The 16,863-nt window shown below is 70.5% G+C and carries 24 protein-coding genes and 1 pseudogene; 14 read left to right on the top strand and 11 right to left on the bottom strand.

The genetic code is table 11. The annotated features are described in order from the left end of the window. Nucleotides 1-103 precede the first annotated feature (103 nt). Both PH203_RS46745 and fetB read left to right on the top strand, forming a co-directional pair. On the top strand, nt 104-790 hold the full coding sequence (locus PH203_RS46745) for a phosphate ABC transporter ATP-binding protein (RefSeq protein WP_289928785.1): 687 nt from the start codon (nt 104-106) through the stop codon (nt 788-790). Next, nucleotides 787-1,575, top strand: a complete 789-nt coding sequence (gene fetB, locus PH203_RS46740) for an iron export ABC transporter permease subunit FetB (RefSeq protein ID WP_289928784.1) — start codon at nt 787-789, stop codon at nt 1,573-1,575. Before PH203_RS46745 ends, fetB begins: the two co-directional genes overlap by 4 nt. A 126-nt stretch (nt 1,576-1,701) precedes the next feature. Here fetB and PH203_RS46735 read toward each other — a convergent pair whose 3' ends face one another. The 5 genes and pseudogenes from PH203_RS46735 to arsM form a co-directional block, all read right to left on the bottom strand. Continuing rightward, nucleotides 1,702-1,860: a hypothetical protein gene (locus PH203_RS46735; RefSeq protein ID WP_289928783.1), complete on the bottom strand. Its 159-nt coding sequence runs from the start codon at nt 1,858-1,860 to the stop codon at nt 1,702-1,704. 176 nt (nt 1,861-2,036) lie between these two features. Next, nucleotides 2,037-2,438, bottom strand: a complete 402-nt coding sequence (locus PH203_RS46730; RefSeq protein ID WP_289928781.1) for a hypothetical protein — start codon at nt 2,436-2,438, stop codon at nt 2,037-2,039. 21 nt (nt 2,439-2,459) lie between these two features. Further along, entirely contained in the window at nt 2,460-2,972 is a 513-nt protein-coding gene (locus PH203_RS46725) for a hypothetical protein (RefSeq protein WP_289928780.1), read from the bottom strand. 193 nt (nt 2,973-3,165) lie between these two features. After that, nucleotides 3,166-3,324, bottom strand: a pseudogene (locus tag PH203_RS49880) (hypothetical protein); the annotation flags it as partial. Nucleotides 3,325-3,511: 187 nt separating this feature from the next. Continuing rightward, complete coding sequence (gene arsM / locus PH203_RS46720; protein WP_289928779.1) at nt 3,512-4,303, bottom strand: arsenite methyltransferase; 792 nt, start codon at nt 4,301-4,303, stop codon at nt 3,512-3,514. Between the two features lie 106 nt (nt 4,304-4,409). On the opposite strand from arsM, the gene PH203_RS46715 reads away from it, so the two are divergent. From PH203_RS46715 to PH203_RS46700, 4 genes are all read left to right on the top strand, one after another. Beyond that, a complete protein-coding gene (locus PH203_RS46715) occupies nt 4,410-4,784 on the top strand; it encodes a metalloregulator ArsR/SmtB family transcription factor (RefSeq protein WP_289928778.1) in 375 nt (124 codons plus the stop codon). Next, nucleotides 4,781-5,515, top strand: a complete 735-nt coding sequence (locus PH203_RS46710; RefSeq protein WP_289928777.1) for an aquaporin — start codon at nt 4,781-4,783, stop codon at nt 5,513-5,515. The genes PH203_RS46715 and PH203_RS46710 overlap by 4 nt, the downstream gene beginning before the upstream one ends. A 31-nt stretch (nt 5,516-5,546) precedes the next feature. Then, the gene (locus PH203_RS46705) at nt 5,547-5,963 is read left to right on the top strand and encodes an arsenate reductase ArsC (protein ID WP_289928776.1); all 417 of its coding nucleotides are present in this window, start codon (nt 5,547-5,549) and stop codon (nt 5,961-5,963) included. A 71-nt stretch (nt 5,964-6,034) separates the two neighbouring features. Beyond that, nucleotides 6,035-6,490 (top strand): hypothetical protein, encoded by a 456-nt coding sequence (locus PH203_RS46700; protein ID WP_354671323.1) that lies wholly within the window; start codon nt 6,035-6,037, stop codon nt 6,488-6,490. A gap of 36 nt (nt 6,491-6,526) precedes the next feature. Here the strand turns inward: PH203_RS46700 and PH203_RS46695 are convergent, their stop codons facing one another. The 3 genes from PH203_RS46695 to PH203_RS46685 all read right to left on the bottom strand — a co-directional run bounded on the left by PH203_RS46695 (nt 6,527) and on the right by PH203_RS46685 (nt 7,678). Further along, nucleotides 6,527-6,832, bottom strand: coding sequence for a PadR family transcriptional regulator (locus PH203_RS46695; protein WP_289928775.1), 306 nt, complete (start codon nt 6,830-6,832; stop codon nt 6,527-6,529). Between the two features lie 334 nt (nt 6,833-7,166). Continuing rightward, on the bottom strand, nt 7,167-7,328 hold the full coding sequence (locus PH203_RS46690) for a hypothetical protein (protein WP_289928774.1): 162 nt from the start codon (nt 7,326-7,328) through the stop codon (nt 7,167-7,169). A 125-nt stretch (nt 7,329-7,453) separates the two neighbouring features. Further along, nucleotides 7,454-7,678: a hypothetical protein gene (locus tag PH203_RS46685; protein ID WP_289928773.1), complete on the bottom strand. Its 225-nt coding sequence runs from the start codon at nt 7,676-7,678 to the stop codon at nt 7,454-7,456. A gap of 254 nt (nt 7,679-7,932) precedes the next feature. Here PH203_RS46685 and PH203_RS46680 point away from each other — a divergent pair, with 254 nt between their 5' ends. From PH203_RS46680 to PH203_RS46645, 8 genes are all read left to right on the top strand, one after another. Further along, nucleotides 7,933-8,262, top strand: coding sequence for a hypothetical protein (locus PH203_RS46680; RefSeq protein ID WP_289928771.1), 330 nt, complete (start codon nt 7,933-7,935; stop codon nt 8,260-8,262). 186 nt (nt 8,263-8,448) lie between these two features. Beyond that, nucleotides 8,449-9,174: a DUF4142 domain-containing protein gene (locus PH203_RS46675; RefSeq protein WP_289928770.1), complete on the top strand. Its 726-nt coding sequence runs from the start codon at nt 8,449-8,451 to the stop codon at nt 9,172-9,174. A gap of 354 nt (nt 9,175-9,528) precedes the next feature. Then, nucleotides 9,529-10,389, top strand: coding sequence for a universal stress protein (locus PH203_RS46670; protein WP_289928769.1), 861 nt, complete (start codon nt 9,529-9,531; stop codon nt 10,387-10,389). Nucleotides 10,390-11,049: 660 nt separating this feature from the next. Next, a complete protein-coding gene (locus PH203_RS46665; protein WP_289928768.1) occupies nt 11,050-11,424 on the top strand; it encodes a BlaI/MecI/CopY family transcriptional regulator in 375 nt (124 codons plus the stop codon). Next, a complete protein-coding gene (locus PH203_RS46660; protein WP_289928767.1) occupies nt 11,421-12,332 on the top strand; it encodes a M56 family metallopeptidase in 912 nt (303 codons plus the stop codon). The genes PH203_RS46665 and PH203_RS46660 overlap by 4 nt, the downstream gene beginning before the upstream one ends. Nucleotides 12,333-12,488: 156 nt before the next feature. Continuing rightward, nucleotides 12,489-13,514, top strand: a complete 1,026-nt coding sequence (locus PH203_RS46655) for a C40 family peptidase (RefSeq protein ID WP_289928766.1) — start codon at nt 12,489-12,491, stop codon at nt 13,512-13,514. A gap of 51 nt (nt 13,515-13,565) precedes the next feature. Further along, nucleotides 13,566-14,165 carry a TnsA-like heteromeric transposase endonuclease subunit gene (locus PH203_RS46650; protein ID WP_289928765.1) on the top strand — a complete coding sequence of 200 codons (600 nt, stop codon included), beginning with the start codon at nt 13,566-13,568 and terminating at the stop codon, nt 14,163-14,165. A 94-nt stretch (nt 14,166-14,259) separates the two neighbouring features. Beyond that, nucleotides 14,260-14,622: a hypothetical protein gene (locus PH203_RS46645; RefSeq protein WP_289928764.1), complete on the top strand. Its 363-nt coding sequence runs from the start codon at nt 14,260-14,262 to the stop codon at nt 14,620-14,622. A gap of 151 nt (nt 14,623-14,773) precedes the next feature. Here PH203_RS46645 and PH203_RS46640 read toward each other — a convergent pair whose 3' ends face one another. The 3 genes from PH203_RS46640 to PH203_RS46630 form a co-directional block, all read right to left on the bottom strand. Continuing rightward, nucleotides 14,774-15,367: a hypothetical protein gene (locus PH203_RS46640; RefSeq protein WP_289928762.1), complete on the bottom strand. Its 594-nt coding sequence runs from the start codon at nt 15,365-15,367 to the stop codon at nt 14,774-14,776. A 244-nt stretch (nt 15,368-15,611) separates the two neighbouring features. Then, the gene (locus PH203_RS46635) at nt 15,612-16,118 is read right to left on the bottom strand and encodes an NUDIX domain-containing protein (RefSeq protein ID WP_289928761.1); all 507 of its coding nucleotides are present in this window, start codon (nt 16,116-16,118) and stop codon (nt 15,612-15,614) included. A gap of 9 nt (nt 16,119-16,127) precedes the next feature. Beyond that, nucleotides 16,128-16,673 (bottom strand): AAA family ATPase, encoded by a 546-nt coding sequence (locus tag PH203_RS46630; RefSeq protein ID WP_289928759.1) that lies wholly within the window; start codon nt 16,671-16,673, stop codon nt 16,128-16,130. Nucleotides 16,674-16,863 lie beyond the last annotated feature (190 nt).

Here is a 16,863-nt window from a genome sequence, read left to right as displayed (position 1 = left end):
CGCTCGGGCCACGGTCCTGAACCGATCGGATGCATTGATATCGAACTACGATATCGATGGGCGATATGATGGTTTCGTGGGGTCACCGTGCTGGGGAGGCGTCGTGAACTCGGACGGCGGCGGTTTCGCATTCGACCAGGTGGTGGTGGAACGCGGCGGTGTCCGGGCACTGGATCACTTCTCGGCCACCGTGCCCGGGCGGGGCGTGACCGCCGTGTCCGGGCCTTCCGGGTCGGGCAAGTCCACGCTGCTGCGGCTGTGCAACCGACTGGAGGTTCCGGCATCAGGCCGGGTGCTCCTTGACGGTCACGATGTGGCCGGACTGGATCCGCTGCGGCTGCGCCGACGAGTGGGCATGGTCTTCCAGAAGCCCACCCCCTTCCCCGGCACCGTCGCGGACAACCTGCGCACCGCCGCCCCCGACGCCGGTCCGGGACGGATGGACGAGGCACTGCGCCGGGTCGCGCTGGACGGCTCGTGGCTGAACCGGGATGCCACCGGCCTGTCCGGAGGCGAGGCGCAGCGGGTGTGCGTGGCCCGCACCCTCATCACCCGCCCGGAGGTGCTGCTGCTGGACGAGCCCACCTCCGCGCTGGACACCGACGCGGCGCGCGTGCTCGAAGACGCCGTGCGCCGGCTCGCCGCCGACGGGGTGGCGGTGCTGTGGGTCAGCCACGACATGGCACAGGTGGAACGCGTCGCGGACCGGGTGCTGCGCATCGACCGCGGCCGCTGCGCGGGCCTCCAGCCCATCACGCGCCCGTCGCAGCCCGAGGAGATGACCGGATGAAGGACATGGTGAACATCGCCGGGCTGGCCGTCTCCTTGGCCCTGGTGGGCGTGGCGGCGGCGGTGTCGCTGTGGCGGCGGCTGGGCCTGGAGCGGCAGATCGTGTGGGCGGCGGCCCGCGCCCTGGTCCAACTGCTCCTGGTGGGCGGGGCGTTGGCGCTGCTGGTCGAGCCCGGCCGGTCGTTGTGGTGGTCCGTGCTGTGGGTGGTCGCCATGGTCGCCTACGCCGGTGACGTCGCCCGTAGACGCGCGCCCGAGGTACCGCGCATCGCGCTGCTGGTGATCGCCGCGTTCGGTGTCGCCGCGGCGATCACCCTGGGCGTCGTGTTCGGGCTGGGTGTCCTGCCGCTTCAGGGGCGCACGCTGGTGCCGGTCGCCGGGATGATGGTCGGCAACTCCATGACCGCCACGGTGCTCGCCGCGCGCCGCCTGGTGGAGGAGCTGCGCGACAAGCGTGACGAGGTCGAGGCCCGCCTGGCCCTCGGCCAGCCCTCCCGGCAGGCGGCCGCCGGCTACGTGCGGGCGGCGCTGCGCTCGGCGCTGCTGCCGCAGATCGAGACGACCAAGGCCACCGGCCTGGTGTTCCTGCCCGGCGCGATGACCGGCCTGATCCTGGCCGGAGTGGACCCGGTGCAGGCGGTGCTCGTGCAGGCCGTGGTGATGTTCCTCGTCCTGGCCTCGGTCGCCACCACCACCGTCGTGGTGGCCCTCGGTCTGGTGCGCCGCCTCTTCACCCCCGACCACCGGCTGCTGACGCTGCCCCGTCCCGCGGACACGACGCCCTGACCCACGGCCGCCGATTCGGGGCGGCGCGGGACAGGGACACGGTCACGGTGCAGGCCGCCGAGCGTCCAGGGCTCGGACGAGCAAGGAGTCCAAGGAGTCCTGGGTCGCTTCCGACCGCTCCGGGATCTACGCCGGGACCGGGAGGCCCAGCCGTACGTCGTGGTCCCCGCCGTTCGGGGGCAGCAGCCGGGTCAGCAGCTCGATCATGTCCCGGCGCCCGTCGGTGAGGGGGCACAGCAGCTGGCCTCCATGGCGGCGAGCGGGTGGAGCCGGGACACTGCGCACGCGGCCGCCTCCACCGTAAGTGTCTGTGAGCCCGTCACCAGTTCCGCGCTCGAACAGCGAGGCCCGCCACCGGCTCTCGACCCGGCCACCGGGCCGTCCGGGACGAGGAACTGACGCCCCGCCAGCCGTCCTGCGGGCCGATGCCACCTCCCCGGAGCCCGGATCGGCCCAACCGGCTACTCGGGGGCGAAGAGCTGGAAGAACGTCGGGAAGGTACCCAGGACTCCGAGCCCGAGCAGCACCAGCGCCACCGTCAGAGCACGGCCGGTCTCGCGTTCCTTGTTCCTGAGGGCGAGGTGCAGCACCGCCCAGGACACCAGCCAGACGACCACCGCCATGACGGTCTTGCCCGACAGCGGGCCGACGCGGTCGCTCCACTGCAGCCAGTCCGCCACGCCCTTGCTGCCCTCCGCCAACGTCGTGAACAGCCCCAGAGCCGCCGCACCCGCGCCGGCGGCGATGATCGCGGCCGAGATCGCGCCTTCCGGCCGGTCTCCGTCCACCGCGGTGCTCTCGCCCGGGAGGCCCGGGCCGGTCCGCTCCTGGACGTGCGGCGCGCGTTCCTCGTGCTGGGTCATGTCGCTCACTCCCTCTCCGGCCTACTCGACCGGTGCGACCTTGGTGATGAAGGCGCCGAACGCCCCGGCGATCGCGGCGAAGGCGAAGGCGAGCACGAACAGCAACAGGGTGGTGCGCCGTACCCGCTCGTGACGGATGAGGGTGTTGCCGTAGTACAGGACGATGAAGGCGACCACGGTGGCCAGGATCGGGCTGATCCAGGCGATGTGCTCCTTCCACTCCATGCCGAACTCGTGCCAGTCGGCGGTGTCCGGATCGGCCAGCAGCTGCGACTTCGCGCTGTCCGCCCCCTTGTCCCGGTACCACGGGTAGACGACCCAGGTGCCGGTGATCACTGTCCCCCAGGCAGCCACCGCCATCGCCGTCGCACCGATCTTCAGCCGCCGCATCCGCTCGACGACGCCGGTGCCGGTGACCAGCGCCGTCCGCAGCCCGTAGAGGTCGGCCAGCCCGCCCGCGAACGCCAGCAGGAACACCGCCCCCAGAACCATGCCGTGGATCAGCCCCCACACCTCGCGGTTCGTGAAGCTCATCGCCCACCTCCCTGTGGGTCTCCTGTGTGTCCGACTGGCCGAAAAGGTAGGGACCGGCGTCGGCGCGGGACAGGGGCCGAACAGCCCATGTTCTGGCCTGAAGAGTCCCGCATGACGTCGCACGCACCAGGCCGTGCTTCCGCTCACGACGTGGCGTCGCCCGGGCGTGGAAGGTGACGTCGCCGGTGGCGCCGTCGACGGTGACGCGAGGCCCGTCGTGCAGGGTGGTGGTGTGATGGGTGCCGAGCACGGCGGGGATGCCGTATTCGCGGGTGAGGCGAGTGGGACGACCAGGGCGTCGCCGGGGTACAGCCGTGTGAATTCGGCGGGGCCGCGGATCGGGATCGAGCACGTGCTCGCCGACGGCTCGCTGCCGCTGGTCCGTGCCTACGGCGCCGACCTCGAACCACCCCTCGGTGAGGACCTTTCCGGCCGGGCCGTCCAGGACTTCCTGGGGCGCCTTCCGCAGGGCCTGGACGGACGGTCCTCCCGGGGGCAAGCAGCGTGGCGCGAGGCGGGATTCGACAACTCGGTGCAGCTCAGCGCCGGTGCTGCTGACGTACGGGAACAGCAGGCGTGGCGATGGCGGGCTTGGCGGCGCGGACGACAGCGGAGTGCATGCCGTCGGCCACCGGGTGGGTCGGGGTGATCTCGATGTCCGTGAACCCGGCCGCCTCCAGACCCTCGCGGTATTCGGCGAAGGACAGTGCGCCCGCGATGCAGCCGACGTAGTCGCCACGCTCGGCCCTCTGTTCGACGGTGAGGACGTCGTCGGCGACGACGTCGGAAACACCGATCCGGCCGCCGGGCTTGAGCACGCGGAAGGTCTCGGCGAAGACCGCGGGCTTGTCGATGGACAGGTTGATCACACAGTTGGAGATCACCACGTCGATGGTGTTCGCAGGCAGCGGGATCGCCTCGATCGTGCCCTTGAGGAACTCGACGTTCGTCGCGCCGGCCTGTGCCGCGTTGGCGAGGGCCAGGGCCAGCATCTCCTCGGTCATGTCCAGGCCGTACGCCTTGCCCGTCGGGCCGACGCGGCGGGCCGAGAGCAGGACGTCGATGCCGCCGCCGGAGCCGAGGTCCAGGACACGCTCGCCTTCTCGGAGTTCGGCCACGGCGGTGGGGTTGCCGCAGCCGAGGGAGGCGGCGACGGCCTCAGCCGGCAGGGCTTCGCGCTCGTCGGCGGCGTACAGGGTGGAACCGAAGTTCTCGTCGTCCTCGACCGGCTGCGGCCCGCAACAGGTGCTACCGCCCTCGGTGACCTTCACGGCCGCCGCCGCGTACCGCCGGCGGACGGTCTCGCGCAGGTCGGTGGACTGCTCGCTCATGACTGACTCCCAGGTGACTGGCCCACGGCACGTGGCCGGAGCGGCCTGTATTGACGTTCATTGATACAAGCTTGCGCCTTGAATCGAAAAACGTCAACATAGAGGCATGTCGAAACAAGTGCTTCAGGTGCTGGGCCAGGACGCCGCCTGCTGCCCGGGCCTGTCCGCCGCGCCGCTGGACGAGAACCAGGCCGCCGAGCTGGCGAAGGTCTTCAAGGCCCTGGGCGACCCGGTCCGGCTGCGCCTGATGTCGATGATCGCCTCGCGCGGACAGGGCGGGGAGGTCTGCGTGTGCGAGCTGACCCCGGCCTTCGACCTGTCCCAGCCGACGATCTCCCACCACCTCAAGCTCTTGCGCCAGGCCGGCCTCATCGACTGCGAGCGCCGCGGGACCTGGGTCTACTACTGGGTGCTGCCTGGTGTCCTGGACCAGCTCGCCGCGTTCCTCACCACCACGCAGCCTGCCGGAGTCGGCGCGTGAACGCGCCGCTCGGCCGCCGGGTCGCCGCCGAGGCGATCGGCACCGGCCTGCTGGTGGCGGTGGTGGTCGGCTCCGGCATCCAGGCCGGCGAGCTGTCCCGCGACGTCGGCCTGCAACTGCTCGCCAACTCCCTCGCCACCGTCTTCGGCCTGGGCGCGCTCATCCTGCTGCTCGGGCCGGTCTCCGGCGCGCACTTCAACCCGGCCGTCACCCTCGCCGCCTGGTTCACCAGTCGCCGCACCACGGACGGTCTCAGCCGGCGGGACGTCGCCGCGTACGTGCCCGCGCAGATCATGGGCGCGATCGGCGGCGCGGTCCTTGCCGACGCCATGTTCGCCAAGCCGCTGGTGAAGTTCTCCGTGCACGACCGGTCGGCCGGTCACCTGCTGCTGGGCGAGGTCGTCGCGACGGCCGGTCTGATCCTGCTGATCTTCGGCCTGAGCCGGATCGGCCGGGCGGCGCTCGCCCCGGCCGCGGTGGCCTCCTACATCGGGGCCGCGTACTGGTTCACCTCCTCCACCTCCTTTGCGAACCCGGCGGTGACCATCGGCAGGGCGTTCACCGACACCTTCGCCGGCATCGCCCCCGCCTCCGTCGCCCCGTTCATCGCGGCCCAATTGTTCGGAGCCGTGCTCGGGCTGGGAGCCGTCGCCGTGCTCTACGGCCGCATCGACGCCGTCCCCGGTGAGGTCGTCGATCCGCACGGCGAGACGGAACCCGCCCTCTCCTGACCGCTCCGCCCTCCCGAGAAAGCCCCTGTTCATGAGCTCCTCCGCCACGCCACGTCCATCGGTGCTGTTCGTCTGCGTCCACAACGCCGGCCGGTCCCAGATGGCCGCCGCCTTCCTCACCCACCTCGCGGGCGACCGCGTCGACGTCCGCTCCGCCGGCTCCGCTCCCGCGGACACCGTCAACCCGGCCGTCGTCGAAGCGATGCGCGAGGTCGGCATCGACATCTCCGCCCAGACACCGAAGATCCTCACAGTGACGGCCGTTCAGGCATCCGACGTGGTCATCACCATGGGGTGCGGTGACACCTGCCCCGTCTTCCCCGGCAAGCGGTACCTCGACTGGAAGCTCGACGACCCGGCCGGACAGGGCGTCGAGGCCGTGCGCCCCATCCGCGACGCGATCGAGACCCGCGTCCGGCTGCTGCTCTCGGAAGTGGCGCCCGGCTGACGGGGCAGCGTCCCGGGCATCAGCGCATCGCGCCGCCCGCGTGCTGAGGCAGCCGAGAAACAGGAAGAACCATGTCCGAGCCGGAGTCACGGCCCACCGTGCTGTCGGTGTGCGCGCACAACGCCGGCCGCTCGCAGATCGCCGCCGCCTTCCTGCGGGACCTGGCCGGCGACCGGGTCCATGTGCAGTCGGCGGGCCCCGAGCCGGGCCAGCGGGTGAACCCGCTGGCGGTACAGGCGATGGCAAAGTTCGGCATCGACCTGGCCGACTGCACCCCGCAGCAGCTTCACCGACCAGACGGTGCAGACCAGCGACCTGGTGGTCACCACCAGCGGAGCCGACGCCCGCGTCACCCTGCCCGGGCAGGGGGCACGAGGACTGGCCTGTCCAGGATGCCAAGGGTCAGGACCTGGAGGGGGTCCGTGCCATCCGGGACGGCATCCGGGCCCGCGGCGAACGTCTCACCGCCGATCTGCTCGGGCACCCAGGAGGCGACGCGCACACCGACCGGCGGGACCGGCCGCTGACGCAAGGCTGCGCGTCGTGCCCTCCTGGGCAGTGCGCTACAGGGCGTCGTTGCCGAGGATCTCGCGGGCCAGCTCGGCCAGCGCCTTCCGGTCCTCGGCCAGTGCCCGCCTCCCCGACTCCGTGGCCGTGTAGACGCGCCGGGTGCGGCCGTCGACGATGCGCTGTTCGGACACCAGCAGACCGTCGGCCTCCAGCCGGTGCAGCGTCGGATACAGGGTCCCGGGGCTGATGGCGTAGCCGTGGTGGGCCAGTTCCTCCGTCATCCACGCCCCGTGGATCTCCCCCTCGGCCGCGTGGTGCAGGATGTGCAGCCGCACCGCACCGCGCTGGAACTCCCGCACTCCACCCACCTCCGGACCGCCGTCCCCCGGCAGTGACGAAACCGATATCGGCTGTCGAGTCTACGTCCTCGCAGGGTCCGGACCGGGAAGGCCGGGGGCTCAGACTGCGGGGCTCGCGGAGCTCCCGCTCCGCGCGTCCGTGCCGCAGTCGGCCCGCGGCCGGCGACGGAAACTTGTCGTACTCCAAACCTCGAGCGTGCCGGGTACGGCCCGAACGCAGTCAGGAATGCGCAGCTCACGTGCCACAGCCCGCACTGCTGACGCCCCCGCCCGATCCCCGCCCACCTTCCGGACGGCAGTCAGGGCCGGTGACATCGGCCACCTGTCCCGCGGGTCACCGAGCCGTGTTCCGGGAGCCCGGCGAACCGGAACCGAACATGGAAGGGACCGCACGAGCGGCGAAGTGGGTACCGACCACGAAGCGCAGCACCCGTGCGACCGCCGCGCACGGCGCCGGCGCCAGAAACGGCAGGGCGTCGACGTCGATGCGCTCCATCACGTCGATCCAGGGCCTTGCCCGGCGAGGCGGAGCCAGCGGCAGCGGGCCGGCGGTGACGAGCTGGGCGGCGGCGGAGAACGGCCGACGCCGCGGACGGCGCCGATGCGGTCCTCGACCCGGGTTCACCGGCGGGGGCGAAGCTCGATGGCGGCGATCGCCTCGCCTGCGGTCTCGGTGGCGAAGGAGGTCAGCCCGATGCCATCGGCGCCCGTAAAGCGCAATCGGGCGCCGGGGCGCGGCTGTTCCATGGGCACGATCAGCCGCAGCCCTGTCATCCGGCCCGGCAGGCAGTCCTCGGCGGGTCCGGCCACCCGGGCGCCGTCGCAGACATCGCCTTCGGATTCCACAGCCGGTGTCCAAGCCTAGGCCGGGACGTTCAGGGCGGCCTGGTGGAGCCGGTGCCGGTCATGCCGTCCGACTGCGACCGCCACCTCGGCAGCGTGGTGCTCCCTGCCGGAACGTCTTCGACATCGAGTCCTGACGGTCCCCGAACCTCTCCGTCATGCGTGCCACAGCACGGAGGCGTTACTCGTGCGTGCTCCGGGGGGAGGCTGGAGCCGGGAGGCGGCACGTTCCTGGCTCGGGGGACCTGATGGAGATCATGATCGTACGGACACGCGTGCTCGCCGAGGCTCCGGGACGGGTGTGGATCGCGGTCGGCGGAACGCTCGGCCTGGCCACCGAGCCCCGCCTTCGGCAAGAGCTGCGCGCCTGCGACGACGGTCAGCGAACCGAGTTCTTCCTCGATCTGACGGAACTCCGTTACAAGGACGAGCTTTCGGACGACACCCTTCGCGGGCTGTTCGCGCTCGACCACGACGTGCGCTTCCATCTCATCGGCGCTCCCGCCGAGATCCGCCGCCGCGTCGCAGGCGATCCACGCTTCACATCGCACCACGGCGTGGAGTCGGCCTGGGCTGTGTGGACCTGACGTTCGAGGAGTCTTCGACGTGAGGTGTCCCGGCGAGTGCCACGCCGGAGTGGGCAATTCGCCTTCCGCGGGACGCTCGCGCACTGTTCGATTTTGCGGACCCTTTGCGAGTACGAGAGATTCCGCAGGGTCTCCCATCCGTACTCCTGTGCGCGCGGGATCCCGTAGACCGGAGCAGGAGACACAGTGCTCGTTTCACGGAAAGCGGCGGGAGCTCTCTTCGTCGGCGGTGGGATCGCCCTCACCCTCGGCTCCCTCCTCTACCCCGCCATGCTCGGGGTCCAGAAGGTCAACACCTCGCCCGACCGGATCATCGCCCGCCCGGCGACCGGACCGTTGACGGAAGCCGACCGGGACTTCGTCGTCCAGGTACGTGCGTCCGGGCTGTGGGAGTACCCCGTCGCTCAGATGGCGTTGCAGAAGGGCACCACCAAGGCCGTCAAGACCGCCGGGGAGCATCTGCTCGACGGGCATGCATCGCTGGACGCCGCCTGCCGCGCAGCCGCCGTCCGGCTGGCCATCACGCTGCCCGACCAGCCCTCGCCCCAACAGCAGGGCTTCATGGCCCAGTTGAACGCGGACAGCGGCAAGCGGTTCGACACGGACATGGCCACCATCCTGCACGCGACGAACGGCCGGCTCCTCTCCACCATCGCGAACATCCGTACCACCACGAAGAACTCGCTGATCCGCACCCTGGCCGACCAGGCCAACGACACCGTCATGGACCACATCACGCAGCTGGAGAAGACCGGCCGGGTCGACTTCGACCAGGCCGCCCTCCGGGAGACCGCCCCACCCGGTCTCCCGGCACGGAACCTGACCCCGCCGCCCCCGGCCCCGGGCCGCCCGCAGGTCGTCCTCACCCCACCGGCCAACAGCACGAGCTCGCCGAACCCGTCCGCGGGATGAGGCTCAGGCAGAACTTCCCGCGGCCGCCGGGCCACGGACCCCGTCCTCCACCGCCGTACCGGAGAGGCGCTCAGGGTGCCCGGGCACTCTGCCGACTCCGGAATGCGGGCCCCCGCTCCTTCGCCGCTCCCCCGACCGTTCACTTCAGGTCAGGGGCCGCTACAGCGCCTTTCGTCCGGGCAATCGCACCGTTCCAGCCGGTCCCGGGCTGCCAAGGGGCCGGTCGGCCCGACGGTGGGAGCCGAGCAGTACTCCCTTCCCACCGCTCTCCCACATCAGGATGGAAGACCCCACAGCCTCGCCCGGCTCCTGCCGGGGACTTCGTCTGCCCGGTCCCCTCGGAGGTGCGTGATCATGCCCCGCCCTGTCACCGTCGGCATCGACGGCAGCGCCGCCAGTCTCGCCGCCGCCGCCTGGGCCGCCCGAGAAGCCGAACTTCGCGACACTTCCCTCCATCTGATCGCCGCCTGGCCTCCGCCGGACGGCCACGCCCCCGAACCTCCGGACGCGATCGTGCACCGCCATTGGGCGGTCCGCTCGCTGGACCTGGCCCGGGACCGGCTGCGCGGCCGTCACCCGTGCCTCGACATCCACGCCCGGCTGCTGGGTCTGCCGAACCGAGAGGCACTTCTCACCGCCGGGCTCGCCGCGGACCTGCTGGTCCTCGGCGCCTGCGGCCTGGACGCCACGTCCCCCCGCCAACTCGGCTCCACCGGGGCGGACACCGCCGCACAGGCAGGCTTCCCCCTCGCCCTCGTCCGCGCCGTGCCCCACCCGGCGGATCCGCCGTCCGGACCGGTGCTGCTCGCGCTCGACGTCCGGACCGTTTGGGATGACGTCATCGCCGTCGCCTTCGAGGAGGCCGCGATGCGTGAGGTGCCGTTGCGCGCCCTGTTCGCCTGGATGTCCACCGGCCCCGTGCGCCCCCGCCCCATCACGCCGTGGCCCTGCGGCCGCTCACCCCACGCCCGTCACGCCGAGCAGCGGCTCACCGAAGCCCTGCTGCCCTGGCGACAGAAGTACCCGGACGTACGAGTGGAAGAGGTCTGCCTGGAGGACATCCCCGCCGACGCCGTCACGGCCGCCACGCACCATGCCGCCCTTGCCGTACTCGGCCACCGTGTCCAGGCCACGACCGGACCTCGTCTCGGCGCCGTCGCCCGTGCCGCCGTGCATCAGGCGACCTGCCCGGTGCTCCTCGTCCCGCACGGGTGACACAACCACCGCCCTCCTCGCGGCTGCGGACGACCCGGCTTGCGCGCCCCGTCCGACACCGGCCCGGGGAAACAAGGCGGCCGGCTACGCGTGGACGTGCGTGTCGGACCGCTGCGAAGTGATGGGACGCCGGGCCCGCGGACCGATCGGGGATCAGCGGGCGGCCGGGCAGCTCGTCGAGGGTGGCCATGCCGGTGAGACGGCCCGTGGCCAGGTTCTGTCGTCGCGTCAGCTCTTGGTCTCAGCTCTTGCCGGGCATCTGGTTCATCTGCTCGTTCTCGGCCGTCCGAGCCGCGATCACGTCGTCCGCCGGCCTCACGGCAGGGCTGGAACCGGCGTCGGACCCCGTCGAGGACATGTCGTGCCCGCCTCCGCAGGCGGACGTGATGCGCGCGGCCGCACCGGCCGTTGAAGAACGTGCGCAGGCACGACCCCGCACCGGACGGGCATGCGGCGGCGCGCGGGCCGCTCCAGATCCGCATGGTCCGTGTGGCCCGTACAGCTGCCTTCGCCGTGATCCCACATGCCCGGTATCGGCCCCAGGCCGTGCACACCGATCAGACCTGGCAGCTCGGCGGCTCCGGCCTTCGCCCCGGGAACCCCGCAGGACAGGCGACTACTATGGCTTTGCGTATTCGGTGGCGAAAGGGAGTCAGGGGCATGCGACGGCTGGGGGATCTCGAGGCAGAGATCATGGACCGTTTCTGGACGTGGAACCGTCCCGCGACGGTGCGCGAGATAGTCGATGACATCAACAAGACCCGCCCGATCGCGTACACCACGGTGATGACCGTCACGAACATCCTGTACGGCAAGGGCTGGCTGCTACGGGGCAAGCAGGGCCGGGCCTGGCTCTACTCACCGGTCCGCAGCCGTGAGGCGTACGCCGCCGCGCTCATGGAGGACGGCCTGGGAGAGAGCAAGGACCGCCCGGCCGCACTGGTCCACTTCGTGGAGAACATGTCCGAGGACGAACTCGGCGCTCTCCGCAAGGCCCTGCGCAACGCGAGCCGGCAGGCCAAGGCGGAGTCGTGAACGCGGCGCCCGCCCTGGCCGGTTACACGGCAGCCGTGGGCTTCGCCGCCCCGCAACTGCTCCTGCGCGCCGCCTGGCCGCACCGGGCCCCGGCCCTGGCCGCGGCGGTGTGGCACGCCCTGGCGGTCTCGTTCTCGATCGCGGCCGCTCTCACCGCGTACAGCCTGGCCATGCCCGCCGAACATCTGCACGCCGGCCTGGTGGGCCTCCTGCACACCTGCGGACTCGACGTGGGCGCGGGCCGGCCCGACCCCGACACCGCGGACCGGCTGGCCGTCGGCGTTCCGGCCGTCATCGGGACCGCCCTGGTCGCGAGCTTCGCCTTCCACGTCCTACGAGCCCGCCGGGCGCGCAGCCAACACCGGGAAGCCGTCGACCTGGTGGGCCACCGCTCGGCCCGGCTGCGGGCCACGGTCCTGCCGTACGGCGTCCCCGCCGCCTACTGTCTGCCCGGCCGTCATCCTCGGATCGTCGTCAGCGACGCGGCCGTGCGCCGGCTGACGCCCGAGCAACTCGCCGCCGTGGTGGAACACGAGCAGGCCCATATCGCGGGCCGCCATCATCTGGTTCTGGCCGCCGCGGAGGCCTTCCACTCGGTCTTCCGGTGGGTTCCGCTGACCCGTCACGCCCGGGAACAGACGGCGCTGCTGCTGGAGATGATCGCGGACGACCGCGCGCTGCGCAGCCACTCCGACGAGGTGCTGGCCACCGCGATGTACGAGATGGCCGCGGCCCGCACTCCGAAGGGGGCGCTGGCGGTCGGCGGCCCGAATGCCCTGATCCGTCTGAAACGAGTCCTCGGTCCGCGGAAGGCTCCGCATCCCGTCCTGTGGGGTTCCGTCGCCGCCGTGACCGTCACGGTTCCGCTGCTGCCGCTGCTGGTGGCCTGTCCGCCCGGCCTCGGCTGACCCTGCCGGGCGAGGCTCGTGTCACTCGGACTGGCTTGCGATACTTACTACGAAGCTACTAAGTTCTAACGCGCTTGACCGGCCGACGCCGTGGCGCCGGTCCGACGGCCCCAGGCCGTCGCTCGGTACACAGACGCGCTAAGGAGTCAGCCCAGGATGGCGAAGCACCGTAGGCCGAAGCCGCCCAGCCGTACCCGGATAGTCACCCTCGGGATGGCGGCCGGCACGGTGAGCCTCCTGCCGACGCAGAGCCAGGCGGCGCCCGAGCGCACGGTGGACGAGGTTCGCAAGCAGGTGGAGCAGCTCTACGAGGAGGCCGAGGCACCCACCGAGGAGTACAACGGCATCCGCGAGAAGCAGCAGGAACTGCAGCGCGAGGTCGACGCCGCCCAGGACCGGCTGGCCCGCAAGCAGCAGGAGATCAACGAACTGCGCGAGAAGACGGGCCCGTTGGCGGCGGAGCAGTACCGCACCGGTGCCGTCGATCCGAGCGTGCAGTTGTTCCTCTCCAGCGATCCGGACGACTATCTGGAGAAGGCCGAGGTCATCGGCCGTACCAGCGACCGGCAGGCGGCCGCATTGCGGGCACTGGAGAACAAGCAGCGGGAGATCGCACAGGAACGCGCCGACGCCACCCAGCAGTTGGAGTCCCTTGCGGAAACCCGGGCGAAGGCCAAGGAGAAGAAGGACGAGGTCCAGGCCAAGCTCGCCGAGGCCCGCAAGCTCCTCAACAGCCTGACCGCCGCCCAGCGCGCCAAGATGGAGGCCGCCCAGGAGCGCGACGACGCCTCCGCGGGCGCCAGCGACTCCGCGGCGACGTACGACGGGCCGGCCAGCGGCCGCGCCAAGACCGCCCTCGACTTCGCGTACGCCCAACTCGGCAAGCCCTATGAATGGGGCTCCACCGGACCCGACTCCTACGACTGCTCGGGCCTGGTGGGCGCCTCCTGGCGCGCGGCGGGGGTCTCGCTGCCGCGCACCGTCCAGCAGATGTACGACGCCGGACGCAAGGTGGCCAAGTCCGATCTGCAGCCGGGCGACATCATCTACTGGTACAACGACAGCCAGCACAACGGCATGTACGTCGGCAACGGCAAGGCCATCCACGCGCCGCGCACCGGCAAGAACATCGAGATCGTCCCGCTGGATTCCATGCCGTTCTTCGCCGCCAGCAGACCTTGAGCACCGGCCTCGGCGCCGGTGTAGGTTCCGAAAAGAGATGACGGCGTCCAAGTGATCTGTCGTCAATGTGTCGGTCGGCGCTCTTTCGGCTGGGACCAGTTACTGGTGGACGAGGTGGCGGATGGGCTGCCGGTGCGCGAGTTCCGCTGGTACCGCGGCCGGAAGCACTATTCGGGCTGGTACCACGCGTCGACGGCGGGACGGCTGGTGGCCTGCGAGAGCCGCCTGGAGCTGGCCCGGATTCTGCTCGCGGACTTCGACCGGAGCGTCGTGCGCATCGCGGCTCAGCCATTCCAGCCGGTCGGACGGGACGGGGACCGCATCCGCCGCCACGTTCCTGACCTGTTCCTGGTCCACACCGCTGGTCTGGCGACCGTCGTGGACGTCAAAGCCCCCTCACGCATGAAGGACCCCAAGGTGATCGCTCAGTTCGACTGGACACGCCGTCTGTGTTCGGACCGCGACTGGGCCTATGAGACCTGGTCGGGGGCCGAACCGGTGGTTGTGGAGAACGTGAGGTTCCTGGACGGCTACCGGCGCCGTCTGCTGCTGGAGAAGAGGTGTTGGCCGAGGTGCTGGAAGCGGCCGGTCGTCAGTCGACGATCGGCGGTGTCGAGGCGGCCTTGGCGAGCCGCTGTCCGGGCGAGGTGATCCGGCCCGCCGTCCTGCACCTGGTGTGGTGCGGTGGTCTCACGGCGGACCTGCGCCAGCCGCTGGCCGGGACGACCGCCATTCGGGCGGCGGCGTGAGCGGGCAGGCAGTGCCGGTCATGCCGGGAGGCCGTCTGTTCTTCGGAGGCGACGTCGGCGAGGTCATGGAGCTCGACGGGCTGCAGGTGACGGTGCGCAATGAGCGCACGGACGGCTTCAGTGTGATTCCGCTGGGTCGCCGCCGCATCGTCATCGCCGAGCAGCGAGCCCCCGGCGACGCCGCCCGAGAACTGAACACCACCCTCGCCCACATCCGATTCGCCCTGGAACACGTCGCGACCGAACCGCAGGTTTTGGACAGGCAAAGCCTCACCGCTGGCCGCCTGGCGCCTGCGCGAACGAGCCCGCCGGATCTTCACCAGCGACTTCCTGCACCGCGAATACACCGAAGGCGGTAAACCCCTCACGCAGATCGCCCGCGCGACCGGCTTCCCCCGTTATGCCGTGGTCGAACACGTGCAGGCTCACGGCATCACCATCTACCGGACCCGCCGCCCGACCCTCATCGACGAGAACTGGCTGCGCGAGCAATACCTCACCCGCAAACGCTCAACCGGCGGCATCGCCCGGGAGGTCGGCGTCGAGGACGAGACGATTCGCCGCCGGCTCCGACAACTCGACGTCCCCCTGCGTCCGCAGGGCGTTCACAGCCGCACCGTGATGCTGGATCCGCTCGACACCGCCCTGCCCCACGACATCCGCCGAGCGGTCGTAGGCACACTGCACGGCTGGCACCGACTGCACCGCTTCCACATCGCGATGGCCTTTCCGTCTCTGGAAACGGCGGCGAGCTACCTCGAGGCCGAACGCAGCGCCCTCGTGACCCAGTTCCAGCGACTCGAACGCGACCTCGACACCGACCTCTTCCACCGATCCGCCTTCAACAAGCCCCAACGCCCCAGCGCACGCGGCCAAGTGCTGCTGCGTGACCTCGCGCGCGAACGGGTCCACAAACTCATGCGCACCGCCCTCACCAGCGACCAGTTCTTCGCCATGCCCGACGAAGGCACGCTCGCCCGGGCGTTGGAGAGCCTCCGCACCCGTCGGCCACCCAGCCCTCTCCGGCCCTACGACAACATCCCGGTCCCACGCATCCGGATCCGAGCCGAAACGCTCACACTCCTGCGGGATCTCGTCGACCACGCACCCACCGAATTCTTCGGATCCCAGGTCAGCGCAAGGACCGGTCTCAACCAAGGCAGCATCTCGGACCGACTCCGCCAACTCCAACAGGCCGGCTGGCTCGCCAGCAGGCCCGAAGACGACGCCAGCTGGCTCAGCCGCGCAACTCCAGGACGCGGCGCGGGACGACGCCGCACCTACTACACGCTCACCGCCGCGGGACGCCGAGCCGCGGAGCACGAACTCCAGCAACGTGCACCGCAGCTCACGCCTCTCCCTGCCGCACGGGCAGAGCGCGATATCGGTCGAACGCCTCGCGAGCATCAGGAACGAACTCCCGATGCCGGACCAGGTCGGCCAGTTCGGACTCAGTCAGCCAGTCATGCCAGGCGACCTCCGAAGGGTCGGGCTGGATCGGCTCCGTGACGACGACCTCATGCAGACCAAGCCAATACGGGCTGATCACGCCCTCACACAAGAACTTGAACAGGAAACGAGGACGGGCATGAACACCCAGCTCTTCCACCAACTCCCGCGCAGCAGCATCCTCATACGACTCGGCCACGTCCACCGCGCCTCCGAGCATCCAGTTGATCTGCCCCGGAAAAAGCGCGACATCGTCTGGACGGCGGTGAACAAGGAACCGTCCCGCACTGTTGCGGCACACGATCGTCGATATTCGGTGCAGCCACCGACGACGGATCGCCTCGCCCCTCTCCACAACAGCCAGAACCTCGTCACGCGCGTCAACGCGCTCAACAAGTTCACCCACGATCCAGCCCTACCGGCTCGCAGCCGCGCCGACACGGGCCAGCACCAGGTCGGCCAACTCCTGCGGGGTCAGCTCGCCGTCCAGAAACACGGTGTCGCCGGGCAGGGTGTCGGCAGCGGCCACGCACGGCGCGATCTTGTCCTTGCACCAGCGCCGAACCTTCTCGTCCTGCTCAGGGTTGTCCGGGGTGAAGCTCCGACCGTCGATCCTCCGCTCCAGAACCTCTCGGGAGACCTTGAGGAAGAAGTGGTGGACGTCGATGCCCGCATCCGTCAACGCGCCGAAGATCTCACCGACATAGCCTGGGTTGACCAAGGTCATGGGGACCAGAACCGGACGTCGGTACTCCTCAACCAACCCCACCGCCAGGTCGGCGACCTGCCGCCGCCACAGTCGAAGGTCCTGGAAGTCGCCGGTCGGTACCTCCACGATCTCCCGCAGCACATAGCCGACCATCTCGGGGTCATAGATCAGGGCCTCGGGCCATCGCGGACGCAGCTCGTCCACCAGCGTGCTCTTCCCGCTGCCGAACGCACCATTCACCCAGACGATCAACGCGATCCCCCCGCCCCGGTTGCCAGGCCCGCGCATCGAGCCCCGCACGTCGGATCAGCATGCCGCGCGAATTGGACGAGGACGAACACCATTGCAGATGGTCACGTCCGCCGAAGTGGTGTATTGACGGCCACTCGGTGATCTCGGTTTTGAGGCTATGCGGTGAGTTCGGTGGGCAGGGCGGGTTCGT

The sequence above is a fragment of the Streptomyces sp. S.PB5 genome (assembly GCF_030403745.1).
Taxonomy (GTDB): domain Bacteria; phylum Actinomycetota; class Actinomycetes; order Streptomycetales; family Streptomycetaceae; genus Streptomyces.
Note: the sequence above shows the minus strand (reverse complement) of the source record. Positions and strands in the feature narration are given on the sequence as shown.